The 22611-nt window shown below is 33.7% G+C and carries 21 protein-coding genes; 4 read left to right on the top strand and 17 right to left on the bottom strand.

What is annotated here, in order from left to right:
- Positions 1 to 5 precede the first annotated feature (5 nt).
- From mrdA to purH, 5 genes are all read right to left on the bottom strand, one after another.
- A complete protein-coding gene (gene mrdA / locus Q1W72_RS06790) occupies positions 6 to 1958 on the bottom strand; it encodes a penicillin-binding protein 2 (RefSeq protein WP_302137719.1) in 1953 nt (650 codons plus the stop codon).
- Positions 1955 to 2461 (bottom strand): rod shape-determining protein MreD, encoded by a 507-nt coding sequence (locus tag Q1W72_RS06785; protein ID WP_099713618.1) that lies wholly within the window; start codon positions 2459 to 2461, stop codon positions 1955 to 1957. The genes mrdA and Q1W72_RS06785 overlap by 4 nt, the downstream gene beginning before the upstream one ends.
- Positions 2454 to 3278 (bottom strand): rod shape-determining protein MreC, encoded by an 825-nt coding sequence (gene mreC, locus Q1W72_RS06780; RefSeq protein ID WP_099713617.1) that lies wholly within the window; start codon positions 3276 to 3278, stop codon positions 2454 to 2456. The genes Q1W72_RS06785 and mreC overlap by 8 nt, the downstream gene beginning before the upstream one ends.
- Before the next feature lie 100 nt (positions 3279 to 3378).
- Positions 3379 to 4407 carry a rod shape-determining protein gene (locus Q1W72_RS06775; protein ID WP_035668436.1) on the bottom strand — a complete coding sequence of 343 codons (1029 nt, stop codon included), beginning with the start codon at positions 4405 to 4407 and terminating at the stop codon, positions 3379 to 3381.
- Between the two features lie 53 nt (positions 4408 to 4460).
- A complete protein-coding gene (gene purH, locus Q1W72_RS06770) occupies positions 4461 to 5987 on the bottom strand; it encodes a bifunctional phosphoribosylaminoimidazolecarboxamide formyltransferase/IMP cyclohydrolase (protein ID WP_302137717.1) in 1527 nt (508 codons plus the stop codon).
- Positions 5988 to 6185: 198 nt separating this feature from the next.
- Between purH and Q1W72_RS06765 the strand changes: the two genes are divergently transcribed.
- Positions 6186 to 7436 carry an ABC transporter permease gene (locus Q1W72_RS06765; RefSeq protein ID WP_099713615.1) on the top strand — a complete coding sequence of 417 codons (1251 nt, stop codon included), beginning with the start codon at positions 6186 to 6188 and terminating at the stop codon, positions 7434 to 7436.
- A 119-nt stretch (positions 7437 to 7555) separates the two neighbouring features.
- On the opposite strand, the gene accD is transcribed toward Q1W72_RS06765, so the two are convergent.
- The 3 genes from accD to Q1W72_RS06750 all read right to left on the bottom strand — a co-directional run bounded on the left by accD (position 7556) and on the right by Q1W72_RS06750 (position 12205).
- On the bottom strand, positions 7556 to 8410 hold the full coding sequence (accD, locus tag Q1W72_RS06760) for an acetyl-CoA carboxylase, carboxyltransferase subunit beta (protein ID WP_099713614.1): 855 nt from the start codon (positions 8408 to 8410) through the stop codon (positions 7556 to 7558).
- A gap of 99 nt (positions 8411 to 8509) precedes the next feature.
- Positions 8510 to 9577, bottom strand: a complete 1068-nt coding sequence (gene fbaA, locus Q1W72_RS06755) for a class II fructose-bisphosphate aldolase (RefSeq protein WP_099713613.1) — start codon at positions 9575 to 9577, stop codon at positions 8510 to 8512.
- Between the two features lie 60 nt (positions 9578 to 9637).
- Positions 9638 to 12205, bottom strand: a complete 2568-nt coding sequence (locus tag Q1W72_RS06750; protein WP_302137716.1) for a BamA/TamA family outer membrane protein — start codon at positions 12203 to 12205, stop codon at positions 9638 to 9640.
- Between the two features lie 37 nt (positions 12206 to 12242).
- Here Q1W72_RS06750 and Q1W72_RS06745 point away from each other — a divergent pair, with 37 nt between their 5' ends.
- Positions 12243 to 12968: an RNA methyltransferase gene (locus Q1W72_RS06745; RefSeq protein ID WP_302137715.1), complete on the top strand. Its 726-nt coding sequence runs from the start codon at positions 12243 to 12245 to the stop codon at positions 12966 to 12968.
- 4 nt (positions 12969 to 12972) lie between these two features.
- On the opposite strand, the gene Q1W72_RS06740 is transcribed toward Q1W72_RS06745, so the two are convergent.
- The 4 genes from Q1W72_RS06740 to Q1W72_RS06725 all read right to left on the bottom strand — a co-directional run bounded on the left by Q1W72_RS06740 (position 12973) and on the right by Q1W72_RS06725 (position 15834).
- Entirely contained in the window at positions 12973 to 13677 is a 705-nt protein-coding gene (locus Q1W72_RS06740) for a porin family protein (RefSeq protein ID WP_099713611.1), read from the bottom strand.
- 22 nt (positions 13678 to 13699) lie between these two features.
- The gene (ubiE, locus tag Q1W72_RS06735; protein ID WP_302137712.1) at positions 13700 to 14431 is read right to left on the bottom strand and encodes a bifunctional demethylmenaquinone methyltransferase/2-methoxy-6-polyprenyl-1,4-benzoquinol methylase UbiE; all 732 of its coding nucleotides are present in this window, start codon (positions 14429 to 14431) and stop codon (positions 13700 to 13702) included.
- A 574-nt stretch (positions 14432 to 15005) separates the two neighbouring features.
- Positions 15006 to 15488, bottom strand: coding sequence for a dihydrofolate reductase (locus Q1W72_RS06730; RefSeq protein WP_302137711.1), 483 nt, complete (start codon positions 15486 to 15488; stop codon positions 15006 to 15008).
- Between the two features lie 13 nt (positions 15489 to 15501).
- Entirely contained in the window at positions 15502 to 15834 is a 333-nt protein-coding gene (locus tag Q1W72_RS06725) for a 2TM domain-containing protein (protein WP_121340865.1), read from the bottom strand.
- Positions 15835 to 16071: 237 nt separating this feature from the next.
- Between Q1W72_RS06725 and Q1W72_RS06720 the strand changes: the two genes are divergently transcribed.
- Complete coding sequence (locus Q1W72_RS06720; protein ID WP_099716199.1) at positions 16072 to 16368, top strand: isoamylase early set domain-containing protein; 297 nt, start codon at positions 16072 to 16074, stop codon at positions 16366 to 16368.
- Positions 16369 to 16392: 24 nt separating this feature from the next.
- On the opposite strand, the gene Q1W72_RS06715 is transcribed toward Q1W72_RS06720, so the two are convergent.
- The 5 genes from Q1W72_RS06715 to Q1W72_RS06695 all read right to left on the bottom strand — a co-directional run bounded on the left by Q1W72_RS06715 (position 16393) and on the right by Q1W72_RS06695 (position 21278).
- Positions 16393 to 17217: a thymidylate synthase gene (locus Q1W72_RS06715; protein ID WP_099713608.1), complete on the bottom strand. Its 825-nt coding sequence runs from the start codon at positions 17215 to 17217 to the stop codon at positions 16393 to 16395.
- Between the two features lie 31 nt (positions 17218 to 17248).
- Positions 17249 to 18532: an amidohydrolase family protein gene (locus tag Q1W72_RS06710; protein ID WP_099713607.1), complete on the bottom strand. Its 1284-nt coding sequence runs from the start codon at positions 18530 to 18532 to the stop codon at positions 17249 to 17251.
- Positions 18533 to 18657: 125 nt separating this feature from the next.
- Complete coding sequence (locus Q1W72_RS06705) at positions 18658 to 19281, bottom strand: bifunctional nuclease family protein (RefSeq protein ID WP_121343254.1); 624 nt, start codon at positions 19279 to 19281, stop codon at positions 18658 to 18660.
- A 145-nt stretch (positions 19282 to 19426) separates the two neighbouring features.
- Entirely contained in the window at positions 19427 to 20395 is a 969-nt protein-coding gene (locus tag Q1W72_RS06700; protein ID WP_302137709.1) for an electron transfer flavoprotein subunit alpha/FixB family protein, read from the bottom strand.
- A 136-nt stretch (positions 20396 to 20531) separates the two neighbouring features.
- The gene (locus Q1W72_RS06695) at positions 20532 to 21278 is read right to left on the bottom strand and encodes an electron transfer flavoprotein subunit beta/FixA family protein (RefSeq protein WP_121340868.1); all 747 of its coding nucleotides are present in this window, start codon (positions 21276 to 21278) and stop codon (positions 20532 to 20534) included.
- 290 nt (positions 21279 to 21568) lie between these two features.
- On the opposite strand from Q1W72_RS06695, the gene Q1W72_RS06690 reads away from it, so the two are divergent.
- Positions 21569 to 22549: a pyruvate dehydrogenase complex E1 component subunit beta gene (locus tag Q1W72_RS06690; RefSeq protein ID WP_091204253.1), complete on the top strand. Its 981-nt coding sequence runs from the start codon at positions 21569 to 21571 to the stop codon at positions 22547 to 22549.
- Positions 22550 to 22611 lie beyond the last annotated feature (62 nt).

Here is a 22611-nt window from a genome sequence, read left to right as displayed (position 1 = left end):
CTGAATTAAATAGCTTGTTTATTCGATTTTGTGGTATCTGTTTTTGCTTTCACTGTTGGAATAGTTGTTTTCTTTTTTTGAAGAGAATCGCTAATTCTTAATTGTAATTTTACGGCTTCTGACAGTCCTCCTAATTTAGCATATCGACTTTGTAAACTTGTTGCAAGAATTCTTTTTTCTAAGTCAACTCTGGTGATTTTTTGTCTTAGGTATTTTTCTATCATCAAACTGGCAATTGGTCCAGCTATAGTTGCTCCATATCCACCATTTTCAACCATAACTGCAATTGCAATTTTTGGATTGTCTTTTGGTGCAAAAGCTACAAATATTGAATGGTCTTCCATTTTTACGCGTACTCCTCCAATTTTAGCAAAATTTTCTGCTGTTCCAGTCTTTCCACAAATATCAATTCCTTCCACTCTTAGGGATCTTGCGGTTCCTAAGTTGTAAACATCAAATAAACCGCTGATAATTGGTTTGAAATGTTTTTTATCAATTGTGGTTTCATGTTTGGTAGTGAATTTTTCGTCAATTTTGTGCCCTTCAATTTTCTTGATGATATGAGGCGTATAATAATGACCTTCGTTAGCTATTGTTGCCATCATATTCGCCAGCTGAATAGGAGTCATTAGAACTTCACCTTGTCCAATTGAATTAGAAACAATAGTAGTACTTCTCCAGCCACCGTTAGGATAAATGCGTTTGTATGTTTTTGAATCGGGTACGTTTCCTTTTTTACCAGTTGGTAAATCATATCCCATGAATTGTCCAAGACCAAAACTTTTCACGTGTTTGCTCCAAATATCAACCGCTTGTGCAGGTTTTGAATATTTATTTATGGTCTTCATGTAAGCCGTTGCAAAATAGGAGTTGCAAGATTCAAAGATACCTCGGTGTAATTGAAGTGCGCCTCCATGACAGTGGCACCCCATAAAACGTCCTCTTGCATAGCTAAAACCACGATTACAAAAAACAGTAGTATTGTCATCAATTACTCCTTCTTGTAATGCTACAAGTCCAGTTAAAATCTTGAATGGAGATCCTGGTGGATATTCAGCCAGCAAACCTCTGTCATAAAGTGGTTTTGCTATGGAATCGCGGTATAATTCAGTATAATTCTTAGATCGTTGTCTTCCTACTAATATTCCGGGGTCATACGATGGAGCAGTTACAAGCGCCAATATTTCACCGGTACTAGGCTCAATTGCTACAATTCCACCTCGTTTATTAATCATTAATTCCTCCCCATATTTTTGAATTTCAGCATCTATGGTCAGATTTATGTCTTCTCCTTGAACAGCGATAGTGTCGTATTTCCCATCTTTATAAGAACCTATTTCCCTGTTGTATTTGTCTTTTTGAATGTATTTTACACCTTTCACTCCGCGTAAAAGATCTTCGTAGCTTTCTTCAACTCCTTGTCTCCCAATTAAGTCACCACTATTATAATACGGATTTTTGGCGACTAGTTTTTCATTTACCTGAGTGATGAATCCAAAAATATTGGCTCCAAAATCTACTTCATAATCACGAAGGGAACGTTTTTGAAAATAAAAACCTTCATATTTTCTTATTTTTTCTTGAAACGCAGCAAATTCACTTTTGTTTAACTGAGATAAAAAAACAGATGGCAAGCGCGGACTGTATACTGTAGCTTTTTCAATTTTTTTAATAAAATCTTCTTTTGTGATATTCAATAATTGACAAAATTCTAAAGTATCAGTATTTTTGACTTCTCTAGGAATGACCATGATGTCATAAGATGCTTGGTTTGCAACTAATAACTTTCCTTTTCTATCATACATATATCCTCTTTCAGGATATTCATACTTTTTTTTAATGGCATTGTTTTCAGACTTTAGTTTTAAAGTGTCGTCAACAATCTGCAAATAAAAGATACGCATTACAAGCAAAGATGTAGCTATAATGATTAAAGAAGGCAACAAGACTTTTCTCATCTTTTGTTCGGCTTAATAAGATATATTATGATAATGCAAATAATGATTGTGAATACAGTACTTAATAATGTTCTAATTAGTATATCAAAAATAAAGCTAAACTGGAATGCTTCCAGTAAAAATAACGTAAAATGGTGTATAACAACAGAAAGTAATATAAAAGAGAATCTTTCAGGTGTCAAAACGTCATTTAATTTTACAGTTTGATATTCATAACTTAGACCAAAAGCAAATTTAAAAATAGCGGGTCTAAAATAGGCTAGAACTAAACATGCAGTGGCATGTATTCCGCCTGAATTGCTAAACATATCCATAATAAGTCCAAGTATGAAACTCGCTACTACAAGACCAGATTTGTTTCCGTTTACAGGGTAAAGTATTATGAACAATATATAAGGGAAAGGGCTTATATAACCCAAAAAATTCATATTGTTGAATATGATAATTTGAACTGCCAATAACAGAATAAATCGAAAAATATTGACTAACAATGCGCTATTCATCCTTTTCTCTTTTTTCTAAATTAATGATTTCTTCACGATCTTTCCTTTTTATGATATAGACATGGCCTAAATTTGTCATATCGTTGAATAGTCTGACGTTTATTTTATAATAATTAGTTTCTTCTTCAGTATAGATATTTTCAATTGTACCTATTCCTATATTTTCTGGAAAAATTACAGATTGTCCGCCAGTTACGATTGTATCGCCTTTTCTAATGGCTGCTAATCTAGGTACATCAACCAGTTGAACAAATCCAGTACTTTTTCCGTCCCAAACAAGTGACCCAAAGTGATTTGACTTTTTGATTTTGGCATTGATTTGAGATTTTTTATTCAGAATACTGATTACAGTAGAATATTTTGGCGATGTATTTTCTATGATTCCAACAATTCCTAAACTGTTAATTACCCCCATATCTGGTTTTACACCTTGCAATTCTCCTGAATTCAAGGTTAAGTAATTTTCATGGACATTATAGGAGTTGTGTATTACTTTGGAAACAACAATATCGTCTGGTTTTACCCCTTTAATACTGTCTAGTTTTTTTATTGCAGTAGTATCTTTACGATTGAATAGAAGGCTTCTTAGCTTTGCATTTTCAAGAGCAAGTGCATCATTTTGAGTTTTTAAATTCAAGTATTCGTTAAGGTTATTCACTTTTTCGTACACTCCGCCACTTAAAAAGTTTGCGGAACTAATTATTTTGCTTCTGTGGAAAGAATGGGATTGAATTGTGAGTGATAACGAGATACCCAAAAGCAGCAAAAACAGTAATCTATTACTGTTTTTAAAAATAAAATTAAATATTTGCTGCATTTCTTAACGGTATAATGTAAATAACTGTATGTCTTTTTTTGTAATCTAATTGTTGTAAATTGACTTGTGCTTGAAGGCTTGCAAGTGTAACAAAAACGAATTACTTAATCAAAATGCTTTTAAATTTAGTAATGTTTTTAAGTGCCATACCAGTTCCTCTAACAACTGCTCTTAATGGATCTTCTGCAATGTAAACAGGTAAATCTGTTTTTTGCGAAATCCTTTTATCAAGCCCTCTTAACATAGATCCTCCACCTGCAAGATAAATTCCTGTGTTGTAAATATCGGCTGCTAATTCAGGAGGTGTTTGTGATAAAGTTTCCATTACTGCATCTTCAATTCGTTGGATTGATTTGTCTAATGCTTTCGCAATTTCTCTATAAGAAACTTCTACTTGTTTTGGTTTACCGGTAAGTAAATCTCTACCTTGAACTGACATGTCTTCTGGAGGAGTTTCTAAATCTTCGATAGCGGCACCAATTTGAATTTTGATTTTTTCAGCAGTACTTTCTCCAACAAAAAGATTGTGTTGTGTACGCATGTAATAAACGATGTCATTTGTAAATACATCACCAGCAATTTTTACTGATTTATCACATACAATTCCGCCTAATGCAATAACTGCAATTTCAGTTGTTCCGCCACCTATATCAACAATCATGTTTCCTTTTGGTTGCATGATGTCTATTCCAATACCTATTGCTGCTGCCATAGGTTCATGTATCAAATAAACTTCTTTGCCATTTACTCTTTCGCATGATTCTTTTACAGCTCTCATTTCCACTTCAGTAATACCTGAAGGAATACAAACAACCATTCTTAATGCGGGAGTAAACATTCTTTTTTTCAATGCCGGTATGCTTTTTATAAACATACTGATCATTTTTTCTGAAGCATCAAAATCAGCAATTACACCATCTTTCAAAGGTCTTATCGTTTTAATGTTTTCATGTGTTTTTCCCTGCATCATGTTGGCTTCTTTACCAACAGCGATGATTTTGCCTGAAACTCTATCACGAGCAACTATCGAAGGGCTGTCTATGACAACTTTATCATTATGGATGATTAAAGTGTTGGCGGTACCAAGGTCTATCGCAATATCCTCGGTCATGAAATCAAAAAATCCCATAAGTTTTTTAAGGGTTAAAAGTTATAAATTTGTGACGGGCAAAGTTAAACAAATTAATGTTTAAAATGACGAGTTCCTGTAAATACCATTGCAACTTTATTTTCATTACAATAATTAATACTCAATTCGTCTTTTATAGATCCTCCTGGCTGAATTACAGCAGTTATTCCGGCTTTTTTAGCGATTTCTACACAATCTGGAAAAGGGAAAAACGCGTCGCTTGCCATTACTGCACCATGCAAATCAAAGTGAAAATTATTCGCTTTTTCTATTGCTTGTTGCAAGGCATCAACTCTTGATGTCTGTCCTGTACCTGACGCAATAAGTGTACCGTTTTTTGCAAAAACAATCGTGTTTGATTTTGTGTTTTTACAAATTTTAGAAGCAAAAATTAAATCCTGAATTTCTTGTTCAGTAGGTTCAGTTATAGTAACGGTTCTTAAGTCTTCTTTATTGTCGGTTATGTTGTTTCTTTCCTGAACTAAAATTCCGTTTAAGCAAGTACGAACTTGTTTTTGTGGTAATTCTACTTCGTTTTGGATTAATATAATTCGGTTTTTCTTTTCTTGTAAAATTGCAATGGCTTCAGTATCATATTCTGGAGCAATTACAACTTCGCAAAACAATTTGTTTATTTCTGAAGCAGTAGCAACATCAATTTTTGTATTCGAAATTAAAACACCTCCAAAAGCTGAAGTAGGATCGCAGGCCAAAGCCGCAAGATACGCTTCACTAATAGTAGTTCTTGACGCTAAACCACAGGCATTATTGTGTTTTAATATAGCAAATGTAGGGCCGTCATTTTTGAATTCATTAATCAAATTTACGGCAGCATCTACATCTAATAAATTATTATACGACAATTCTTTTCCGTGAACTTTGTTGAACATTGCGTCAAAATTCCCGAAGAAAAATCCTTTTTGATGTGGGTTTTCACCGTATCTTAAAACTTGACCGTTAGCAATGCTTTGTTTGTATATTGTTTCGTCAGTGTTGAAATAATTGAAAATTGCAGTGTCATAATGAGATGAAACATGAAATGCTTTTGTAGCCAATAATTTTCTGTCTTCCAATGTTGTAGCTCCATTTTGCTCTGTAATCAAGTCCAAAAGCAAACCATATTGGTCAACCGATGCTACAATTACCGTGTCCTTGAAGTTTTTTGCGGCAGCACGTATCAAAGAAATACCACCAATATCTATTTTTTCAATAATATCTGATTCACTAGCTCCGGAAGCTACCGTTTTTTCAAAAGGATATAAATCAACAATTACTAAATCTATTTGTGGAATGTTGAACTCTATCATTTGTTGTACATCACTCTCGTTGTCTTGGCGGTTTAAGATTCCTCCAAAAACTTTTGGGTGCAATGTTTTTACTCTACCACCCAAAATAGAGGGGTAGGAAGTAACATCTTCAACAGGAATTACAGGAATTCCTAAATTTTTTATAAAATCCTCAGTCCCTCCAGTAGAATAAAGTGTAACATTTTGACTGTTTAGTTGTCTTACTATAGGTTCTAATCCTTCTTTTGAAAAGACAGAGATTAATGCAGATTGAATTGTTTTTGTTGTGTTCATTATGTAGTTATAGTTATAAAGTGCAAAAATAGTTTTTTAATGTGAAAATTAAGCCATTTGAAAATGAGATAATGTGTAATTTTTACTCCTATTTCATTGGCAAAGGTAAAATAATTGATTCACACGGCAACGAATGCATTTTTCATTAGGTTTTTGATTAATATTTATGGAATTTTACTTTAATACAAAAAAGATTTTATGCTAGTTTACCTTCGATTATTAAAAGAGAGTTTGGGCTTTGCAATGAATGCATTGCGAAACAACAAGTTAAGAACATTGCTTTCTTTGTTAGGAGTTACTATTGGAATTTTTTCGATTATAGCTGTACTTGCGGCTGTAGATTCTTTAGACAGAAAAATTACAAAAGACTTGAGTAGTTTAGATAAAAATACGATTTATCTAATGAAATTTTCTTTTGGACCTTCAGAGATTCCACAATGGAAAAGAGAGCAATTTCCTAATGTGAAGTACGACGAGTACAATTTCATGAAAGGGGCTATGACTAATACGGACCAGATGGCATATCAAATATTTACTCGAAGAGAGACTATTAAATATGAATCGAAAACAGTAAGTGACATCAATATTGTTCCTGTTTCACATGAATTTATAGATATTCAAGGCCTTGAATTTGATAAAGGGAGGTTTTATAATGAATCTGAAGCTAATTCTGGTGCAACAGTTATTGTTTTGGGAAATGAAATTGCAAAATCCTTATTTGAAGAGTCTGAGCCTATCGGAAAAAATGTTCGTTTGTATGGCAAGCGTTTTACGGTTATTGGTGTCATCAAAAAAGAAGGTTCAGGTTTGTTTGGAGACAGTAATGATACATCAGCCTATATTCCAGTAAATTTTGTTCGTCAGTTGTATGGAGACAACAATACTTCCTTGACTAATGTTATTATTTTTAAACCAGAAAAAGGCGTGGATATGGATGCCTATAAAAGTGAAATATCTCAAAAACTAAGAAGTTTTAGAGGTTTGAAAGCAGGTGAAATAGACAATTTTTTTATTAATGTATTTTCTGGTTTTACGGATCTTATAGATGGAATTTTAGGACAAATGAATGTTGTAGGCTGGATAATTAGTGGCTTTTCGTTACTGGTAGGAGGTTTTGGGATTGCCAATATTATGTTTGTTTCGGTAAAAGAGCGAACTAATTTGATTGGAATTCAGAAATCATTAGGAGCCAAAAACAGATTTATACTTTTTCAGTTTTTGTTTGAAGCCATAATACTTTCAGTGATTGGCGGAATGATTGGACTTTTTCTGGTTTGGATAATTTCTGTAATCTTGACAAAAGCATTAGATTTCGAATTTGTTTTAAGCGCTGGGAATATTATTCTGGGAACTGGTTTAGCTGCTGTAATTGGATTGATATCCGGAATACTTCCAGCGATTTCTGCTTCAAAACTAGATCCTGTGGAAGCGATTAGAACAGGAATGTAAATTATACGAACTTTATATTAAAGAAATAAAAAAACAGCTTTCAGATAATTTTGAAAGCTGTTTTTGTTTGTAGTGAAATAGTTAAAAAATAAAAAATCCCGATTGCTCGGGATTTTCATTTATCTAATAGTATTGTTTTGAATCAAATCGATATACAAGTTAATCTTGTCTTTCAATTCTTTTCTAGGTGTAATAAAGTCTAAGAAACCATGTTCAAGTAAGAACTCAGCAGTTTGGAAACCTTCCGGTAAATCTTTACCTGTTGTGTCTCTTACAACTCTTGGTCCGGCAAAGCCAATTAATGCACCTGGTTCAGAAATATTAATATCTCCCAACATGGCGTAAGAAGCAGTTGTTCCTCCAGTTGTTGGATCCGTACATAACGAAATGTAAGGCAATTTTGCTTCGGCAAGTTGAGCCAGTTTTACTGATGTTTTTGCTAATTGCATTAATGAATATGCAGCTTCCATCATTCTTGCTCCACCTGATTTTGAAATCATTACAAAAGGCAGTTTGTTTTTGATGGCGTGATCGATTCCTCTTGCGATTTTTTCTCCCACTACAGCTCCCATAGAACCTCCGATAAAGGCAAAATCCATACAGCAGATAACAACATCTTTTCCTTTTGATTTACCAACTCCGGTACGCACTGCATCTTTAAGTTTGGTTTTTTCCATAACATCTTTCAAACGATCTGCATATTTTTTTGTGTCAACAAAATGCAAAGGATCTTTAGAAGTCATGTTTTTATCTAATTCAACAAATTCATTGTTGTCAAATAAAATTTGAAAATATTCTGTACTTCCAATTCTAACGTGAAAACCATCTTCGGGACTTACAAATAAGTTACGAGCTAGTTCATCGGCATCAATAATTTTTCCAGTTGGAGATTTGTACCAAAGTCCTTTTGGAATGTCCATTTTGTCTTCGGTAGCAGTAGTAATCCCTTTTTCTTTTCTTTTAAACCAAGCCATTTTTCTAGTATTCAGTGTTCAGTAATCAGTTCCTGTAATTTATGGTTTAGATTTCAAATCCCGATAGTTACATCGGGATTTGGAATTAAACTTAATCTATTATAGTGTATTTACGTTGTTCAAGTCAGCAAATGCTTGCTCAAGTCTTGCATTGAAAGTAACTTCACTTTCACGCAACCATTTTCTTGGATCGTAATATTTTTTGTTTGGAGCATCAGAACCTTCTGGGTTTCCAATTTGAGTTTTCAAATAATCGATGTTTTTTACCATGTAATCACGGATACCTTCCGTGAAAGCAAATTGTAAATCAGTATCGATATTCATTTTTATTACTCCGTAGCTTATTCCTTCTCTGATTTCTTCTAATGTAGAACCTGAACCACCGTGGAAAACGAAGTCTACCGGGTTGTGTCCTGTATTGAATTTATTTTGAACAAAATCTTGAGAATTTTTTAAGATTTTTGGAGTCAATTTTACATTTCCTGGTTTGTAAACTCCATGTACGTTTCCAAAAGCAGCTGCAATTGTAAATTTAGGGCTTACTTTAGAAAGTTCTTCGTATGCGTAAGCAACTTCTTCAGGTTGTGTGTATAATTTAGAACTATCAACATCAGAGTTGTCAACACCGTCTTCTTCACCACCTGTAATTCCAAGTTCGATTTCAAGTGTCATTCCCATTTTGCTCATTCTTTCTAAATATCCTTTGCAAATTTCGATGTTTTCTTCGATAGGCTCCTCAGATAAGTCAATCATGTGAGAAGAAAATAATGGTTTTCCAGTTTCAGCAAAATGTTTTTCTGAAGCATCTAATAAACCGTCAATCCAAGGCAATAATTTTTTTGCACAGTGGTCAGTATGTAAAATTACGGTTGCTCCGTAAGCTTCCGCCAAAGTATGAATGTGTAATGCACCAGCAATTCCACCAGCGATTGCTGCTTTTTCACCTGCATTAGAAAGTCCTTTTCCTGCATTAAATTGTGCTCCTCCATTAGAGAATTGAATGATAACCGGAGCATTAAGTTTTGCTGCAGTTTCAAGTACACCATTGATCGTATTTGATCCCGTAACATTTACTGCCGGAAGTGCAAATCCTTTTTCTTTAGCATAATTAAAAATTTCCTGAACCTGATCTCCTGTAGCTACGCCTGGTTTTATGTTGTGTGCCATTGTAATTTTTTTAGTTATTTTATTTAGTTTTTAGTTTGCAAAAATAAGAATTAATTAGCATTAGAACGGATAATTTATTCCAAAATTTAAAACGGAGTTAGCAAAATTGTATTCTCTAAACCATCTTTTGTTGGTTTCATTGGCTGGATTGTAGGTTTTAAATCCTAAATCAAAACGAATTACAAAAAAACTCAGGTCATATCTAAGCCCAAATCCAGTGCCTAATGCGATATCTTTTAAGTCCTTAAATTGTGTAAATGTCGATTTCTCATCCTCTACATTGTCCAATACGTTCCAAATATTCCCTGCATCGGCAAAAAGTGCTCCTTTTAAACTGCCTAATATCTTAAAACGATACTCTCCGCTAATGGCAATTTTCATATTTGCCTCATTAAAATCGTCTAATGCGCCACTGCTGCCCGGTCCTAAACCATACGGTTGCCATGCTCTGTTGTCATTTGATCCTCCTGAAAAATAACTTCTTGAAAAAGGAATGTAGTCTGAATTTCCAAATGGAATGGCTATCCCGAAAAACGATCGGAATGCAAATATTTTTTCTTTGGATAGATCCCAATGTTTAATGTAATCAAATTCTGTTTTTATGTATTCTGAATATTCTAAATTGAATATTTCATAGTTGCCAGTTGAGTTTTTCTTTTGATTTGTTGATGCTGCAAAAGCAGATAAAATGGTTCCTGCCGATTCTATTTTTGTTTTAAAAAGATAAAAAGTATTGTCTGTTAAATCTTTTTTGGTTGTTTTTGAGAAAGTGAAACTGGTTGCCAAAATAAAGTCATTTTCCGTAAGCCTAAGTCTTCGCTCTTCAATGCTTTTTACAGACTGAAAATCTTCGGCTTCTAGTGGCTTCAAAAAGTTGGCGTTGCCCGTGAGCACATCATTAGTAAAGCCAGCGGTTCCTTCTTCAATAAGCAAATCTTTATCAATGTCATTGTTATAATAGGATGGATTTGTGTTGTATTCTTTGCTGATTTCATTCAAAGCATTATAAGAAGAACCGTAAACATTAAAGTAATTCTGTTGATTTAGGTTTCGCACAAACTGAGTGTTGAACAAATCAAATCTAGCGGTATTGTTTCTTTTTGGAGTCCAATTATAGGATAATGCTCCTGTAAAATTCTCTTTGTCTAAACCAATATTTTGTTGTTTTGCAAAACCCATTGTGATTAGTGTTGATGGAATCATGCTTTTAGGAATGATTTTTTCAGTGCTGAAAGGCATGAAAATCCTTGGAATGTTAAGTTTTAAATCCAAACCATATTCAGATACATTGAAGAAATTATTCTTTGGATTCGCTAAATCTTTTGAAGATCCAATATTACCACGCACAGCTAATTCTAGTGTTTCGGCTCCGTTGAAAACGTTTCGTATTGTTTCAGAAACACTTAAGCCCACACCAAAATCCTGTATGTTAGAATGAGTAACATCTAATGTTGTCCCAAAACTATATTTTTTTCGGGGTGTCAAATACACTTTTGCAATCAATGATTGTGCAGTGGAATCTCTTGGGTCAACTTCATATTGTATTGACGGATAGTTGAAAATTTTAAGATTGTTTAAATACCGAGTTGTCAAGACGGTTTTATAATCGGCAAATAATCCTCCTTTTGTAATGAAGATAGCATTAGTAATTGCTCGTGGCTTGTATCTTAATTTGTTCTGACTGTATAGATTAAAGTTCTTGTAAGTAGTGCTGTCTGTAATTTTTATACTGTTATTGCTTGGGGAATAATCAGTGTAAATATTTACATCACTTATTTTGTATATTTTAAAAGGTTCTGTTCGGGTTGAATCACCATTTTGATATGAATAATTATTAATCATCAGGTTTATATTTGCCTGATTGACTTTTTTAATGGTGTCTATGTCAAAAGTTACATAATTAGGTTGAAAATAATACACTCCGTTGTTCCTGAAATGAGTGGTGATTCTGTTTTTTTCATTCTCAAAATCTTCTGTTTTATATTGATTTCCTGATTTGATAAATGTGTTTGACTTGTTGCTCTCATATAAAGAATCTAAAGCCGGAGTTAAAATAGTAGTTCTCAAGGAATCTAAAAAATAAGCATTTCCAGGAGTAATGGCGTATTTTATCTTGCCCTTTTTGATACTCAAAGTGTCTATTTTGTAATTGGCATTGACATTAAAAAAACCATTGTTGAAGTAGTAGTATTTCAAACGCAACAAAGATTTGTCCGCTCTGTCTTTATCGATAATTACGGGAGGTTCTCCAGTTTTTTTTAAGAAATCATGGATTCCGTGATACCAGAACGATTTTCCAAGTCGATTAACTTGTTTTTCAGAGAGCCATTTTGATTTTCTTCTAAATTTTTCCGGATTATTTGTAAACTTGGCTTGATACGTTGAATCTGGATTTAGGTTGGCAAGATTGTAAAGATTCAATCTTAAACGGTATCCAAGTAAGGTACTGTTTGGTTTTTGATACAGTTGATTAAAAACATTTTCATCCTTAATTGTTTTATCATTTACAGTAATTTCGTTTTTTGTAAGCAGAAGTTTTCCGTCCGGAACTCTTTTTACAGCGTTACAAGCGCAAATTAGTATTGCAATTAGAATAAATGCAGTTATTTTTGTGGAAGTTTTTTTCAAGTGTTCTAAAATATTTAATTCAAAAGTACATTATTTTATGGTTAGTAAAAACCAAATAAAGCTTATAACGAGTTTGCAGCAAAAAAAATATAGAATTGCCAATAAATTATTTTTTGCCGAAGGCGTAAAAGGGATTCATGAACTATTGGAGTCTAATTTTGAATTGGAACATTTGTATACCACCCAAAATGATTTTGAAGAAGTTCCAGCAGCTAAAAAAACGATTATTCAAGAAAATGATTTAAAAAAAATAAGTGCATTAGCAACCCCAAATACTTGTTTGGGAGTTTTTAAAATGCCATTGGAAAAACCAATTATTGAAACCGGTTTAATAGTAGCGCTTGATGCTATTCGTGATCCGGGAAATTTAGGGACTATATTGCGTTTGTGTGATTGGTTTGGTGTTAAACAGTTGTTGTGTTCCAAGGAGACTGTTGATATTTATAATCCAAAAGTTGTTCAGGCAACTATGGGTTCTATAGCCAGGGTTAACGTAAATTATATTGATCTTAATGCTTTTATTGCACAAACAAAACTACCCGTTTTTGGTACTTTTATGGATGGAGAGAATATTTATAAATCGGTTTTGCCCAAAGAAGGGATTATTATTATGGGTAATGAAGCTAATGGAGTTTCTGCAGCACTTGAAAAATTAGTCAAAAACAGACTCACAATTCCTCGTTTTGGAGATCTTCAAAAAACTGAAAGCCTTAATGTTGCCACCGCTACCGCTATAGTATTAAGTGAGTTTTGTAGAGGGTAAGTCTTTAATGGAAAGTAAAATTAATGAAGACTGCTCTGGTTTTCAAGGATTCTATATTGCTTGTCCATGGACTGTTTGGGTCTTTGTCTCGGATTAATTCGTCATTCATTCCAAAAACACCTCTTATGGAAGGGGAAAATATAAAATATTCTGAAAAAAGATCAATTCCGAAACCCAATTCATAATTAGTTGTCCACGCTTTTACTCTAAAGCGTTGTTCTAAATTGTCATCAATTAATTTAGAATTGCTGGATAAGTTTAACGTTGCAGATACGCCTCCTACTAAATAAGGACGAATATTCCCTGTTCTAAGTGAGGAGAATTTCACTAATAACGGAAAATGGATGTAAGTACTATTCACTTCCCTAAGCGCATCTCCACTGTTTGTGAAATTTGGATAATATAAGTCTCTTTTGGTATAATAAAGACCTGGCTCAAATCGCAAGTCAATATATTCCTGAAGTTTCAAATCAGCGACGATTCCTACATTAAATCCGGTAGTTCTTTTTATAAGAATATCAGGTCCTACCGTTTTATAGTCTATTTTGAAATCATACGAGTTGAATCCCAGATAAAACCCGTAGTACATTCTCTTTTTTTGAAAATTTTCCAAATTAATAATAGGGTCTCTGCTAAATATGTTTTTAGACTTTTGAGCGTATCCTTTTATAATAAAAGCAAAAAATAGTAAGACAATTATTTTTCTCATGTTTATGCTGAAATCTTCAGTATTATTTTTTAGAAGCTGAGTAAATGGTAGCTACTCCAAAAGTTTGTGGTAAGGCTACAACATCTATAAACCCAATTTTTCTTAAAATATTGTTTAATGCTTCTCCATAAGGAAATGCAGCAGCAGATTCAGATAAATATCCATAAGCAACATCATCTTTAGAGAAAACTTTGCCTATTAATGGAAGAATGTTTTTAGTGTAAAAATTATATCCTTGTTTGTAAGGTGTTTTGTCTGGAACCGAAGTTTCTAGAATCACAAATACTCCGTTAGGTTTTAAGACTCTTAAAATTTCAGCTAAGCCTTTTTCTAAGTTTTCAAAATTACGTACTCCAAAAGCAACGGTTATCGCATCAAAATAGTTGTCTTCAAAAGGCATGTTTTCTGAGTCTGCTAAAATCATTTCAATAGTATTAGAAAGATTTTTTGAAGCAATTTTCTTTACGCCTACTTCCAGCATTCCTGCAGAGATATCTAGTCCAATGATTTTTTCAGCATTTGTTTGCGCCATCAAAATTGCCAAATCACCTGTTCCGGTTGCAATATCCAGAATAACCTTCGGGTTTGACTTTGAAACTATTTGCAATACTTTTTTACGCCATTTTATATCAATACCGAAAGAAATGACACGATTCAGATTGTCATAATTTCCAGAAATGGTGTCAAACATTTTAGCAACTTGTTCTTTTTTACCTAGAGCTGAATCTTTATAGGGTGTTATTTTTTCTGACATTTTTTTAATTTGTACAAATATAATACAAACTTGACGAACTTAAAATGGGTTTCAAAAATTAGAAACAAGTTTTATTTTTAGTTTTTAAAATAGCTTAAAATCCAGAATTCACTTTATTTGAAATATCACTAAAAGTGGGTATTGTAACTAAAGATTTAATTGTACAAATTTGTTATTCAGGAAAATAACCATATTAAATGATTAAAAGAGAACCGATCAACCAAATCAAGTGGATAATTTTAGCGTTTTTTATCTCATTTGTTCTTGTTAGCTGTTTTGAAAACACTGTTTTACAAAGCAGTGTTGTAGTTAAAGCGCAACATACGTTCTTAGGATTAAATTTGTTTTTGGAAATTTTAATTTTTTTCGTCTTTAGTACCTTCGTGGTATTTGGTATTAAAGGCTTTTTTGAGATGTATTCTCAGAAAACTTCAAATGTTATAATCTTCATTTCTGGAGTATTACTAATATTTGTAATTTTTATTTTATGTTATCAAATCCTCTTTCAAGAGTAGGTCATCTCTTTGATCAATGGTTAAAAAAAAACATCCCGTAAAAAGGATGTTTTTTTGTTTTATTTTCTAATGAATGTCTGATACGAATAATCGTAGAGATGTTTTTCATCCTTCTTATTAAATTCTGAGGCTATTATTTTCCACTCTTCATCATTAATATCGGGGAAATGCGCATCACCCTCAAAGTTGTGATGAACACGTGTAATTTCTATTTTGTCAGTGAAGGGAAGTCCTAATGTATAAATTTCACCACCACCAATTATGAATGTGTCTTCGTCTTTGGGACAAACTGCTAATGCTTTGTCAATACTGTCAACTATGATACAACCTTCGGCTTGATATTCTTTCTGTCTGGTGATTATAACGTGGGTTCTGTTTGGTAATGGTTTCGGAAAACTTTCAAATGTCTTTCTTCCCATTATAATATGATGTCCGGAGGTAAGGGATTTAAATCTTTTGAAATCATTTGGCAAATGCCAAACCAGTTCGTTGTCCTTACCTAGAGCATTATTTTCGGCAACGGCCGCAATCATTATTATCATAATTGATTTACTGTTATTTAAGGTCGTCGTTGTTAACCTGTGTTTGTAATTGATCTAGTTTTTTTTGTTGTAAAGCTACAAGTCGGTCTATTTGTTCTCTTTCCCAATTTTTATTCATAAAACGATCCGTGATGAAAATTTTTATAAAATGTAAAATAAAAAGGAACAACCATATAGTAATTACCCAAATTGACCAGTGAGAATCTACGGCAATTTCGAAAAATTTATTAGCAATAAATAAAAGTAAACTCCCTAAAACGAAAAGAACAAAATGAAAATACAGTCTTTTTTTTTGTTTAATTCTTCTCCTTGCATACTCGTACTGTTCGTGTAGTTCTTTTTCCATTGATCAAAATTTTGTTTATAAAGGTAAAATTTATTTTGGAAAGTCACTATTTTGCCCGTAGATTATTTAGAATGAAAACGTTTTCTGATTTTTGAATAGTAAATTTAGCCTGCCTATAATTATTGAATTATTCATAAATTAACATAGTTTGGGCTATTCTATTAAATCTTTAGGTCTCTGTTGGAAGTTCAAATTCTTTTATTTCCTTTGTCTTATAAATCTATAAATGAAATAGTTATGGCAATCAAGAAACAATTCGTTAAAACAAAACCAGTATGTAAAGTTACTTTTTCGGTAGCTGCAAAAGAAGCAAGTCAAGCTTCCGTTGTTGGAGATTTCAATAATTGGAGTGTTGCTGAAGGAGCTTTAAGCAAATTAAAAAATGGTACTTTCAAAGGTGTATTTGATGTAAATAAAGATGCAGCTTATGAATTCAAATACGTTATAGACGGCACATTTGTAAATGAGCCAGAAGCAGATTCTTTTAAATGGAATGAGTTTGCAGGAAATGAAAACGGTGTTTTAGTAGTTTAACTAAAACACCGTTTTTTTATTGGATTAGACCGCAACACTGCCTTTTATCAAGGCATGTGGTTCGTAGCCTTCGAGAGTGAAATCGTCAAAATCGAATGCGAAGATGTCTTTTATATTAGGATTCAAAATCATTTTTGGTAATGGTTTTGGCTCACGGGACAATTGCAATTCAAGTTGTTCAAAATGATTGTTGTAAATGTGTGCATCACCAAAAGTATGAATGAATTCTCCTGGTTGCAAGTCGCAAACCTGTGCAATCATCATGGTGAGTAAGGCGTAAGAAGCAATGTTAAAAGGAACGCCTAAGAAAATATCAGCACTTCGCTGGTACAATTGACACGATAACTTACCGTCAGAAACATAAAACTGAAAGAAAGCGTGACAAGGAGGCAAAGCGGCTTTATTGTTGGCTACATTTTCATCAAATGATTTTGTAGTGTCCGGAAGCACCGAAGGATTCCATGCCGAAACCAACATTCTGCGACTATTAGGATTGGTTTTTAATTCCTTAATAAGTTCTGAGATTTGGTCAATTTCTTCGCTATTCCAGTTGCGCCATTGGTGTCCATAAACGGGCCCTAAATCTCCATTGGCATCTGCCCAGGCATCCCAAATTTTAACTCCGTTTTCTTGAAGGTAGTTGATGTTTGTATCCCCTTTTAAAAACCAAAGCAATTCGTAGATAATAGATTTTAGGTGTAATTTTTTAGTGGTAACCATTGGGAAACCTTCATTCAAATCAAAACGCATTTGGTAACCAAATACACTTTTCGTTCCAGTTCCGGTACGATCTCCTTTTTGACAACCGTTTTCCATTACGTGCTGCACTAAGTCTAAATATTGCTTCATTGTACTTTATTCTATTTTGCGGTAAGCAAGTTTAGTTTTTATATATTTTTCCGTCTTTCATTACAAATACTACTTTTTCCAGCGTTTTGATAGTATTCAAAGGATTTTCATCTACGGCGATAATGTCTGCCAAAAAGTTTTCTTTGATTTGTCCTACTTCATTTCCAATGCCTAATAACATGGCATTTGTTGTTGTTGCTGATTGTATAGCGGCTAATGCAGGCATTCCGGCTTCAACCATATAACCAAATTCCTTTGCATTTGTACCATGAGCAAAAACTCCGGCGTCGGTTCCAAAAGCAATTTTGACTCCTTTTTTATATGCTTTGGCAAAAGTAGCTTTCAGCTGTGGGCCAACTTCTCTGGCCTTCGGAACTACTATGTCAGGATAAAAACCAGTAATCTCTGCATTTTTTTCGACTTCTTTTCCAGCCGTTAAGGTAGGAACTAAATAAGTATCGTATTTTTTCATCAATTCCATTGTCTCTTCACTCATAAAGGTGCCATGCTCAATGGTTTTTATACCGCCTAATATGGCTCGTTGCATGCCTTCATCACCGTGTGCATGAGCGGCAGTAAGCATATTATAATCCTTGGCAGTTGTAGTGATAGCTTTAATTTCTTCTAAAGTAAACTGAGGATTTTTACCACTTTTTGCCACGCTTAAAACACCGCCTGTAGCTGTGATTTTAATAACATCGGCTCCTTCTTTATAGCGTTCTCTTACTGCTTTTACTGCTTCTTCCGGAGAATTGATTACACCTTCATGTGGGCCTGGATCGCCTACAAGTTTTCTATTGCTTCCGTTCGTTGGGTCTGCATGTCCGCCTGTTGTGGCTATCGATTTTCCTGCAGTATATATTCTTGGACCTTTTACGATTCCTTTGTTAATAGCATTTCTTATAGAGATATTAACACCGGTTCCTCCTAAATCACGTACGGTTGTGAATCCGGCCAGAAGGGTGATTTCGGCACAACGAACTGCTTGAAATGCAACGTCAGCCTCGTTGTCTAAATATTTCGACATGTAACTTTTAGTGTCGTGCTCTCCTTCAATATGCACGTGTAAATCGATAAGACCTGGCAATACATATTTGTTTTTTAGGTCGATTTCAATGTCTTCGGGTTTGGATTTAGATACAAACCCATCTTGTATTTTTATGATTTTGTTTTTAGAAACAACTATGGTTTGGTTCGATAACTCTTTGCCAGATTGAGTGTTTAGAATTTTTCCGCAGTGTAAATAATAATCTTGAGAAAATACGACTGTAGAAATAAATAAGGTTACGGCAATAAGGACAAATTTTGTTTTCATAGATTAGTTTTATAACAGATGTCAAGAAAAATATATAAAAAAGTGCAGCATTAAATACAGCTGCATTTTTTACGAGGTTAATCGTTTATGTATCAAATAATGCAATAATGAAAATCAAGATAAAGTTATCTCTTCGAGATTTCGTCTCTAATTTTTGCTGCTTTTTCGTAATCTTCATGTGAAACCGCTTGGTCTAACAGTTCATTTAATTCCTGTAAACTGTGTTTAGAATAGGTTTCTCCAGACTGATTGCTTTCCTCTTCATGACCAAAAGTCTCTGGATTAGATAACACATCGTCAATTTCTTGGGAGTCTTTATTGGCTTCCAACGGATTCGCTTTCAAGTATATTCCTGCTTTGTCCAAGATGTTTTTGTAGGTAAAAATAGGAGCATTAAAACGCAACGCTAACGCAATTGCATCGGATGTTCTGGCATCGATAATTTCCTCTATTTTATCTCTTTCGCAAATGATACTCGAATAAAAAACACCATCAACTAGCTTATGAATAATGACTTGTTTTACCACAATATCAAAACGCTCTGCGAAATTTTTAAATAAATCATGAGTCAAAGGACGTGGTGGTTTTATTTCTTTTTCTAATGCAATAGCAATTGATTGTGCTTCAAAAGCACCAATGACAATGGGTAATTTTCTTTCGCCATCAACCTCATTCAATATCAAAGCATAGGCTCCGTTTTGAGTTTGACTGTATGAAATTCCTTTTATGGATAATTTAACTAAGCTCATAATTCTTAAATGGGTAAGTACAGCGTACTTATTTTTGATGAAAATCAAGTTTCATTTTTTGTTAAAAAAAATGCTACTTAAAAGCAAAGATACAAATATCTTGTTTTTAAGTAGCATTTAAATCGATTTAATGATTTCCTGTTGTTTAGGAATTCTGAGCTTTGAAAGCTTTAAATTTCTCAATTAATTTAGGTACAATTTCAAAAGCATCTCCAACAACTCCGTAGTCAGCTACTTTGAAAAATGGTGCTTCTGGATCGCTGTTGATTACAACTTTAACTTTAGAAGAGTTGATTCCCGCAATATGTTGTATCGCTCCCGAAATTCCTATCGCTATATATAAGTTAGTAGCCACCGGTTTTCCAGTTTGTCCTACGTGTTCTCCGTGAGGTCTCCATCCTAAGTCAGAAACTGGTTTTGAACAAGCAGTTGCAGCTCCAAGAACTGTAGCTAATTCCTCTACCATTCCCCAGTTTTCAGGACCTTTTAATCCACGACCAGCAGAAACTACAATATCAGCATCAGCAATGGAAACTTTTCCAGATCCTTTCTCTACTGATTCTACTTTTACACCAAAATCATTGTCTCCAATAGTTGGGTTAAAATCTTCTTGAGTTAATGTAGATGCATTTTCAAAAACACCATAAGAGTTTTTAGCAAGACCAAGAACTTTTACGTCTGTTGTAATTTCAGTGATGTTAAAAGCTTTGTTTGAAAAAGCATTTCTTTTTACTTGAAAAGGCGAAGTTGAAACCGGTAATCCTACAACATTTGACGCATAACCAGCTTCTAAAGCTACTGCAACAAGTGACGAAAGATAAATACTATCTGTAGTTGATGAAAGTAAAACTAATTTTACGTTTTCTTTTTGAGCAGCTTGTTTGATAACATCAGCGTATGCTTTTGCTGTAAAACCTGATAATTTATCGTTGTTTACTTTCAATACTTTGTCTACTCCGTATTTTGATAATTCTGAAACATCTCCTGCATTTACTGTTACAGCCGTAACGGTAGTTCCTAAAGTTTCTGCTACTTTTTTTGCGTAAGAAGCTAATTCGAATGCTACTTTTTTAAATTTTCCTTCTGCGTATTCCGCGTATATTAATATTGACATAATAATTTTAGATTTTAGATTAACGATTTTAGAATTTTGATTTTAGAAATTAGACTAATGATTCTCGATTTTTTTTGCTCCCGAAACTTCGGGACAGCAATCAAAAATCGTAAATCTTCAATCAGCAATCAAAACATTAAATCACTTTCGCTTCGTTGTGTAATAAATTGATTAATTCATCTAAATTGTCAGGAGAAATTAATTTCACTGCTGATTTAGGAGCTGGTTTTTCAAATTTCACTGCTTTTGTGTTTACAGTTGCATCCACAGGTTCCAGAATTGTCAAGGCTTTAGTTCTTGCTGTCATAATTCCTCTCATGTTTGGAATGCGTAAGTCTTTTTCTTCAACCAATCCTTTTTGTCCACCAATGATTAATGGTAAAGTAGTAGCAACGGTTTCTTTTCCTCCGTCAATTTCACGAACAGCTTTTACATTTGTTCCGTCAACAGTCAGGTTAGTACAAGAATTAAGGAAGTTGTATCCTAAAATTCCGGCTATCATTCCAGGAACCATTCCACCATTATAGTCTAAAGATTCTTTTCCAGCGATAATTACATCGTAACTTCCGTTTTTAATTACTTCAGCAAGTTGTTTGGCAACGAAAAATCCGTCAGTAGGATTTGCGTTGACACGAATGGCTTCGTTAGCGCCTATTGCTAATGCTTTTCTTAAAGTTGGTTCGGTTTCTGGTCCTCCAACATTTACAACAGTTACAGTTGCGCCTTGTTGCTCTTGAAACCAAATAGCACGCGTTAAACCAAATTCGTCATTTGGATTGATTACATATTGTACTCCATTGGTGTCAAATTCAGAATCACCGTTGACAAAGTTAATTTTTGAAGTAGTATCAGGAACGTGACTGATGCAAACTAATATTTTCATAAGTATATATTTTGATTTTTCTAAAAAGCTTTGACAAATTTAAAATAATAATTCGAATAATATACTATGCATGCATAATATTTTTCAATACTATTACGATTTCGTAGCCCGGATAGGAGCGGCATCCTTCCTGTGGCTCCTTTAGCCACAGGAAGATACAGCGGATAGCCGGAAATAGCTCCTGAAAATTATCACTATAAATCATGATTAATTTAAAGTAATTTATGCTTTTAAGTGATATAAAATATTTATTTTTGCTTTTCGAAAATTAGACACATACAACATATAATATGAGAACGATACAATTTAGAGAGGCCATTTGCGAAGCGATGAGTGAAGAAATGCGTCACGATGAGTCCATATACTTAATGGGTGAAGAAGTTGCAGAATACAATGGTGCGTACAAAGCATCTAAAGGAATGCTTGCTGAATTTGGTGAGAAAAGAGTAATTGATACTCCTATTGCTGAACTTGGTTTTACTGGTATTGCAGTAGGATCAGCAATGAACGGATGTAGACCGATTGTAGAATACATGACTTTCAATTTCTGTTTAGTAGGGATTGACCAAATTATAAACAATGCTGCCAAAATGCGTCAGATGACAGGTGGACAATTTAATGTACCTATCGTTTTTCGTGGCCCAACAGCTTCGGCAGGACAATTAGGAGCGACTCACTCACAAGCATTAGAAAACTGGTTTGCGAATACTCCGGGTCTTAAAGTGGTAGTTCCATCTACGGTTTATGATGCAAAAGGATTGTTGAAAGCAGCTATTCGTGATAATGATCCTGTGATTTTCATGGAATCAGAACAAATGTATGGTGATAAAGGAGAAGTGCCAGATGGTGAATACACTATTCCACTTGGAGTTGCTGATATCAAACGTGAAGGTACTGATGTGACTATCGTTTCTTTTGGAAAAATCATCAAAGAAGCCCATATTGCTGCTGATGAATTAGCCAAAGAAGGAATTTCTTGTGAAATTATCGATTTGAGAACCGTACGTCCTATGGATTATGAGACGATTTTAACATCGGTTAAAAAAACAAACAGATTAGTGGTTCTTGAAGAAGCTTGGCCTTTTGCAAGTGTTGCTTCTGAAATTACCTATATTGTTCAAGAACGCGCTTTTGATTTCTTGGATGCGCCTATTCAACGTATCACAACTGCAGATACTCCAGCGCCTTACTCTCCAGTATTACTGAAAGAATGGTTGCCAAATGCAGGTGATGTGGTAAAAGCGGTTAAAAAAGTAATGTATAAAAAATAGATTTTTTTAGAATTTGATTTTTAGATAAACTTTAACAGTCGACGGTCTAAATTTCAAATAAT

This window comes from Flavobacterium sp. ZE23DGlu08, assembly GCF_030505335.1.
Lineage (GTDB): Bacteria > Bacteroidota > Bacteroidia > Flavobacteriales > Flavobacteriaceae > Flavobacterium > Flavobacterium algoritolerans.
This window is presented reverse-complemented; position numbering and strand designations above follow the sequence as displayed.

What these genes read in the sequence shown, in the direction of transcription:
- mrdA (WP_302137719.1), bottom strand. Translation starts at nt 1,958, where the DNA reads ATGAGAAAAGTCTTGTTGCCTTCTTTAATCATTATAGCTACATCTTTG.
- Q1W72_RS06785 (WP_099713618.1), bottom strand. Translation starts at nt 2,461, where the DNA reads ATGAATAGCGCATTGTTAGTCAATATTTTTCGATTTATTCTGTTATTG.
- mreC (WP_099713617.1), bottom strand. Translation starts at nt 3,278, where the DNA reads ATGCAGCAAATATTTAATTTTATTTTTAAAAACAGTAATAGATTACTG.
- Q1W72_RS06775 (WP_035668436.1), bottom strand. Translation starts at nt 4,407, where the DNA reads ATGGGATTTTTTGATTTCATGACCGAGGATATTGCGATAGACCTTGGT.
- purH (WP_302137717.1), bottom strand. Translation starts at nt 5,987, where the DNA reads ATGAACACAACAAAAACAATTCAATCTGCATTAATCTCTGTCTTTTCA.
- Q1W72_RS06765 (WP_099713615.1), top strand. Translation starts at nt 6,186, where the DNA reads ATGCTAGTTTACCTTCGATTATTAAAAGAGAGTTTGGGCTTTGCAATG.
- accD (WP_099713614.1), bottom strand. Translation starts at nt 8,410, where the DNA reads ATGGCTTGGTTTAAAAGAAAAGAAAAAGGGATTACTACTGCTACCGAA.
- fbaA (WP_099713613.1), bottom strand. Translation starts at nt 9,577, where the DNA reads ATGGCACACAACATAAAACCAGGCGTAGCTACAGGAGATCAGGTTCAG.
- Q1W72_RS06745 (WP_302137715.1), top strand. Translation starts at nt 12,243, where the DNA reads ATGGTTAGTAAAAACCAAATAAAGCTTATAACGAGTTTGCAGCAAAAA.
- Q1W72_RS06740 (WP_099713611.1), bottom strand. Translation starts at nt 13,677, where the DNA reads ATGAGAAAAATAATTGTCTTACTATTTTTTGCTTTTATTATAAAAGGA.
- ubiE (WP_302137712.1), bottom strand. Translation starts at nt 14,431, where the DNA reads ATGTCAGAAAAAATAACACCCTATAAAGATTCAGCTCTAGGTAAAAAA.
- Q1W72_RS06730 (WP_302137711.1), bottom strand. Translation starts at nt 15,488, where the DNA reads ATGATAATAATGATTGCGGCCGTTGCCGAAAATAATGCTCTAGGTAAG.
- Q1W72_RS06725 (WP_121340865.1), bottom strand. Translation starts at nt 15,834, where the DNA reads ATGGAAAAAGAACTACACGAACAGTACGAGTATGCAAGGAGAAGAATT.
- Q1W72_RS06720 (WP_099716199.1), top strand. Translation starts at nt 16,072, where the DNA reads ATGGCAATCAAGAAACAATTCGTTAAAACAAAACCAGTATGTAAAGTT.
- Q1W72_RS06715 (WP_099713608.1), bottom strand. Translation starts at nt 17,217, where the DNA reads ATGAAGCAATATTTAGACTTAGTGCAGCACGTAATGGAAAACGGTTGT.
- Q1W72_RS06710 (WP_099713607.1), bottom strand. Translation starts at nt 18,532, where the DNA reads ATGAAAACAAAATTTGTCCTTATTGCCGTAACCTTATTTATTTCTACA.
- Q1W72_RS06705 (WP_121343254.1), bottom strand. Translation starts at nt 19,281, where the DNA reads ATGAGCTTAGTTAAATTATCCATAAAAGGAATTTCATACAGTCAAACT.
- Q1W72_RS06700 (WP_302137709.1), bottom strand. Translation starts at nt 20,395, where the DNA reads ATGTCAATATTAATATACGCGGAATACGCAGAAGGAAAATTTAAAAAA.
- Q1W72_RS06695 (WP_121340868.1), bottom strand. Translation starts at nt 21,278, where the DNA reads ATGAAAATATTAGTTTGCATCAGTCACGTTCCTGATACTACTTCAAAA.
- Q1W72_RS06690 (WP_091204253.1), top strand. Translation starts at nt 21,569, where the DNA reads ATGAGAACGATACAATTTAGAGAGGCCATTTGCGAAGCGATGAGTGAA.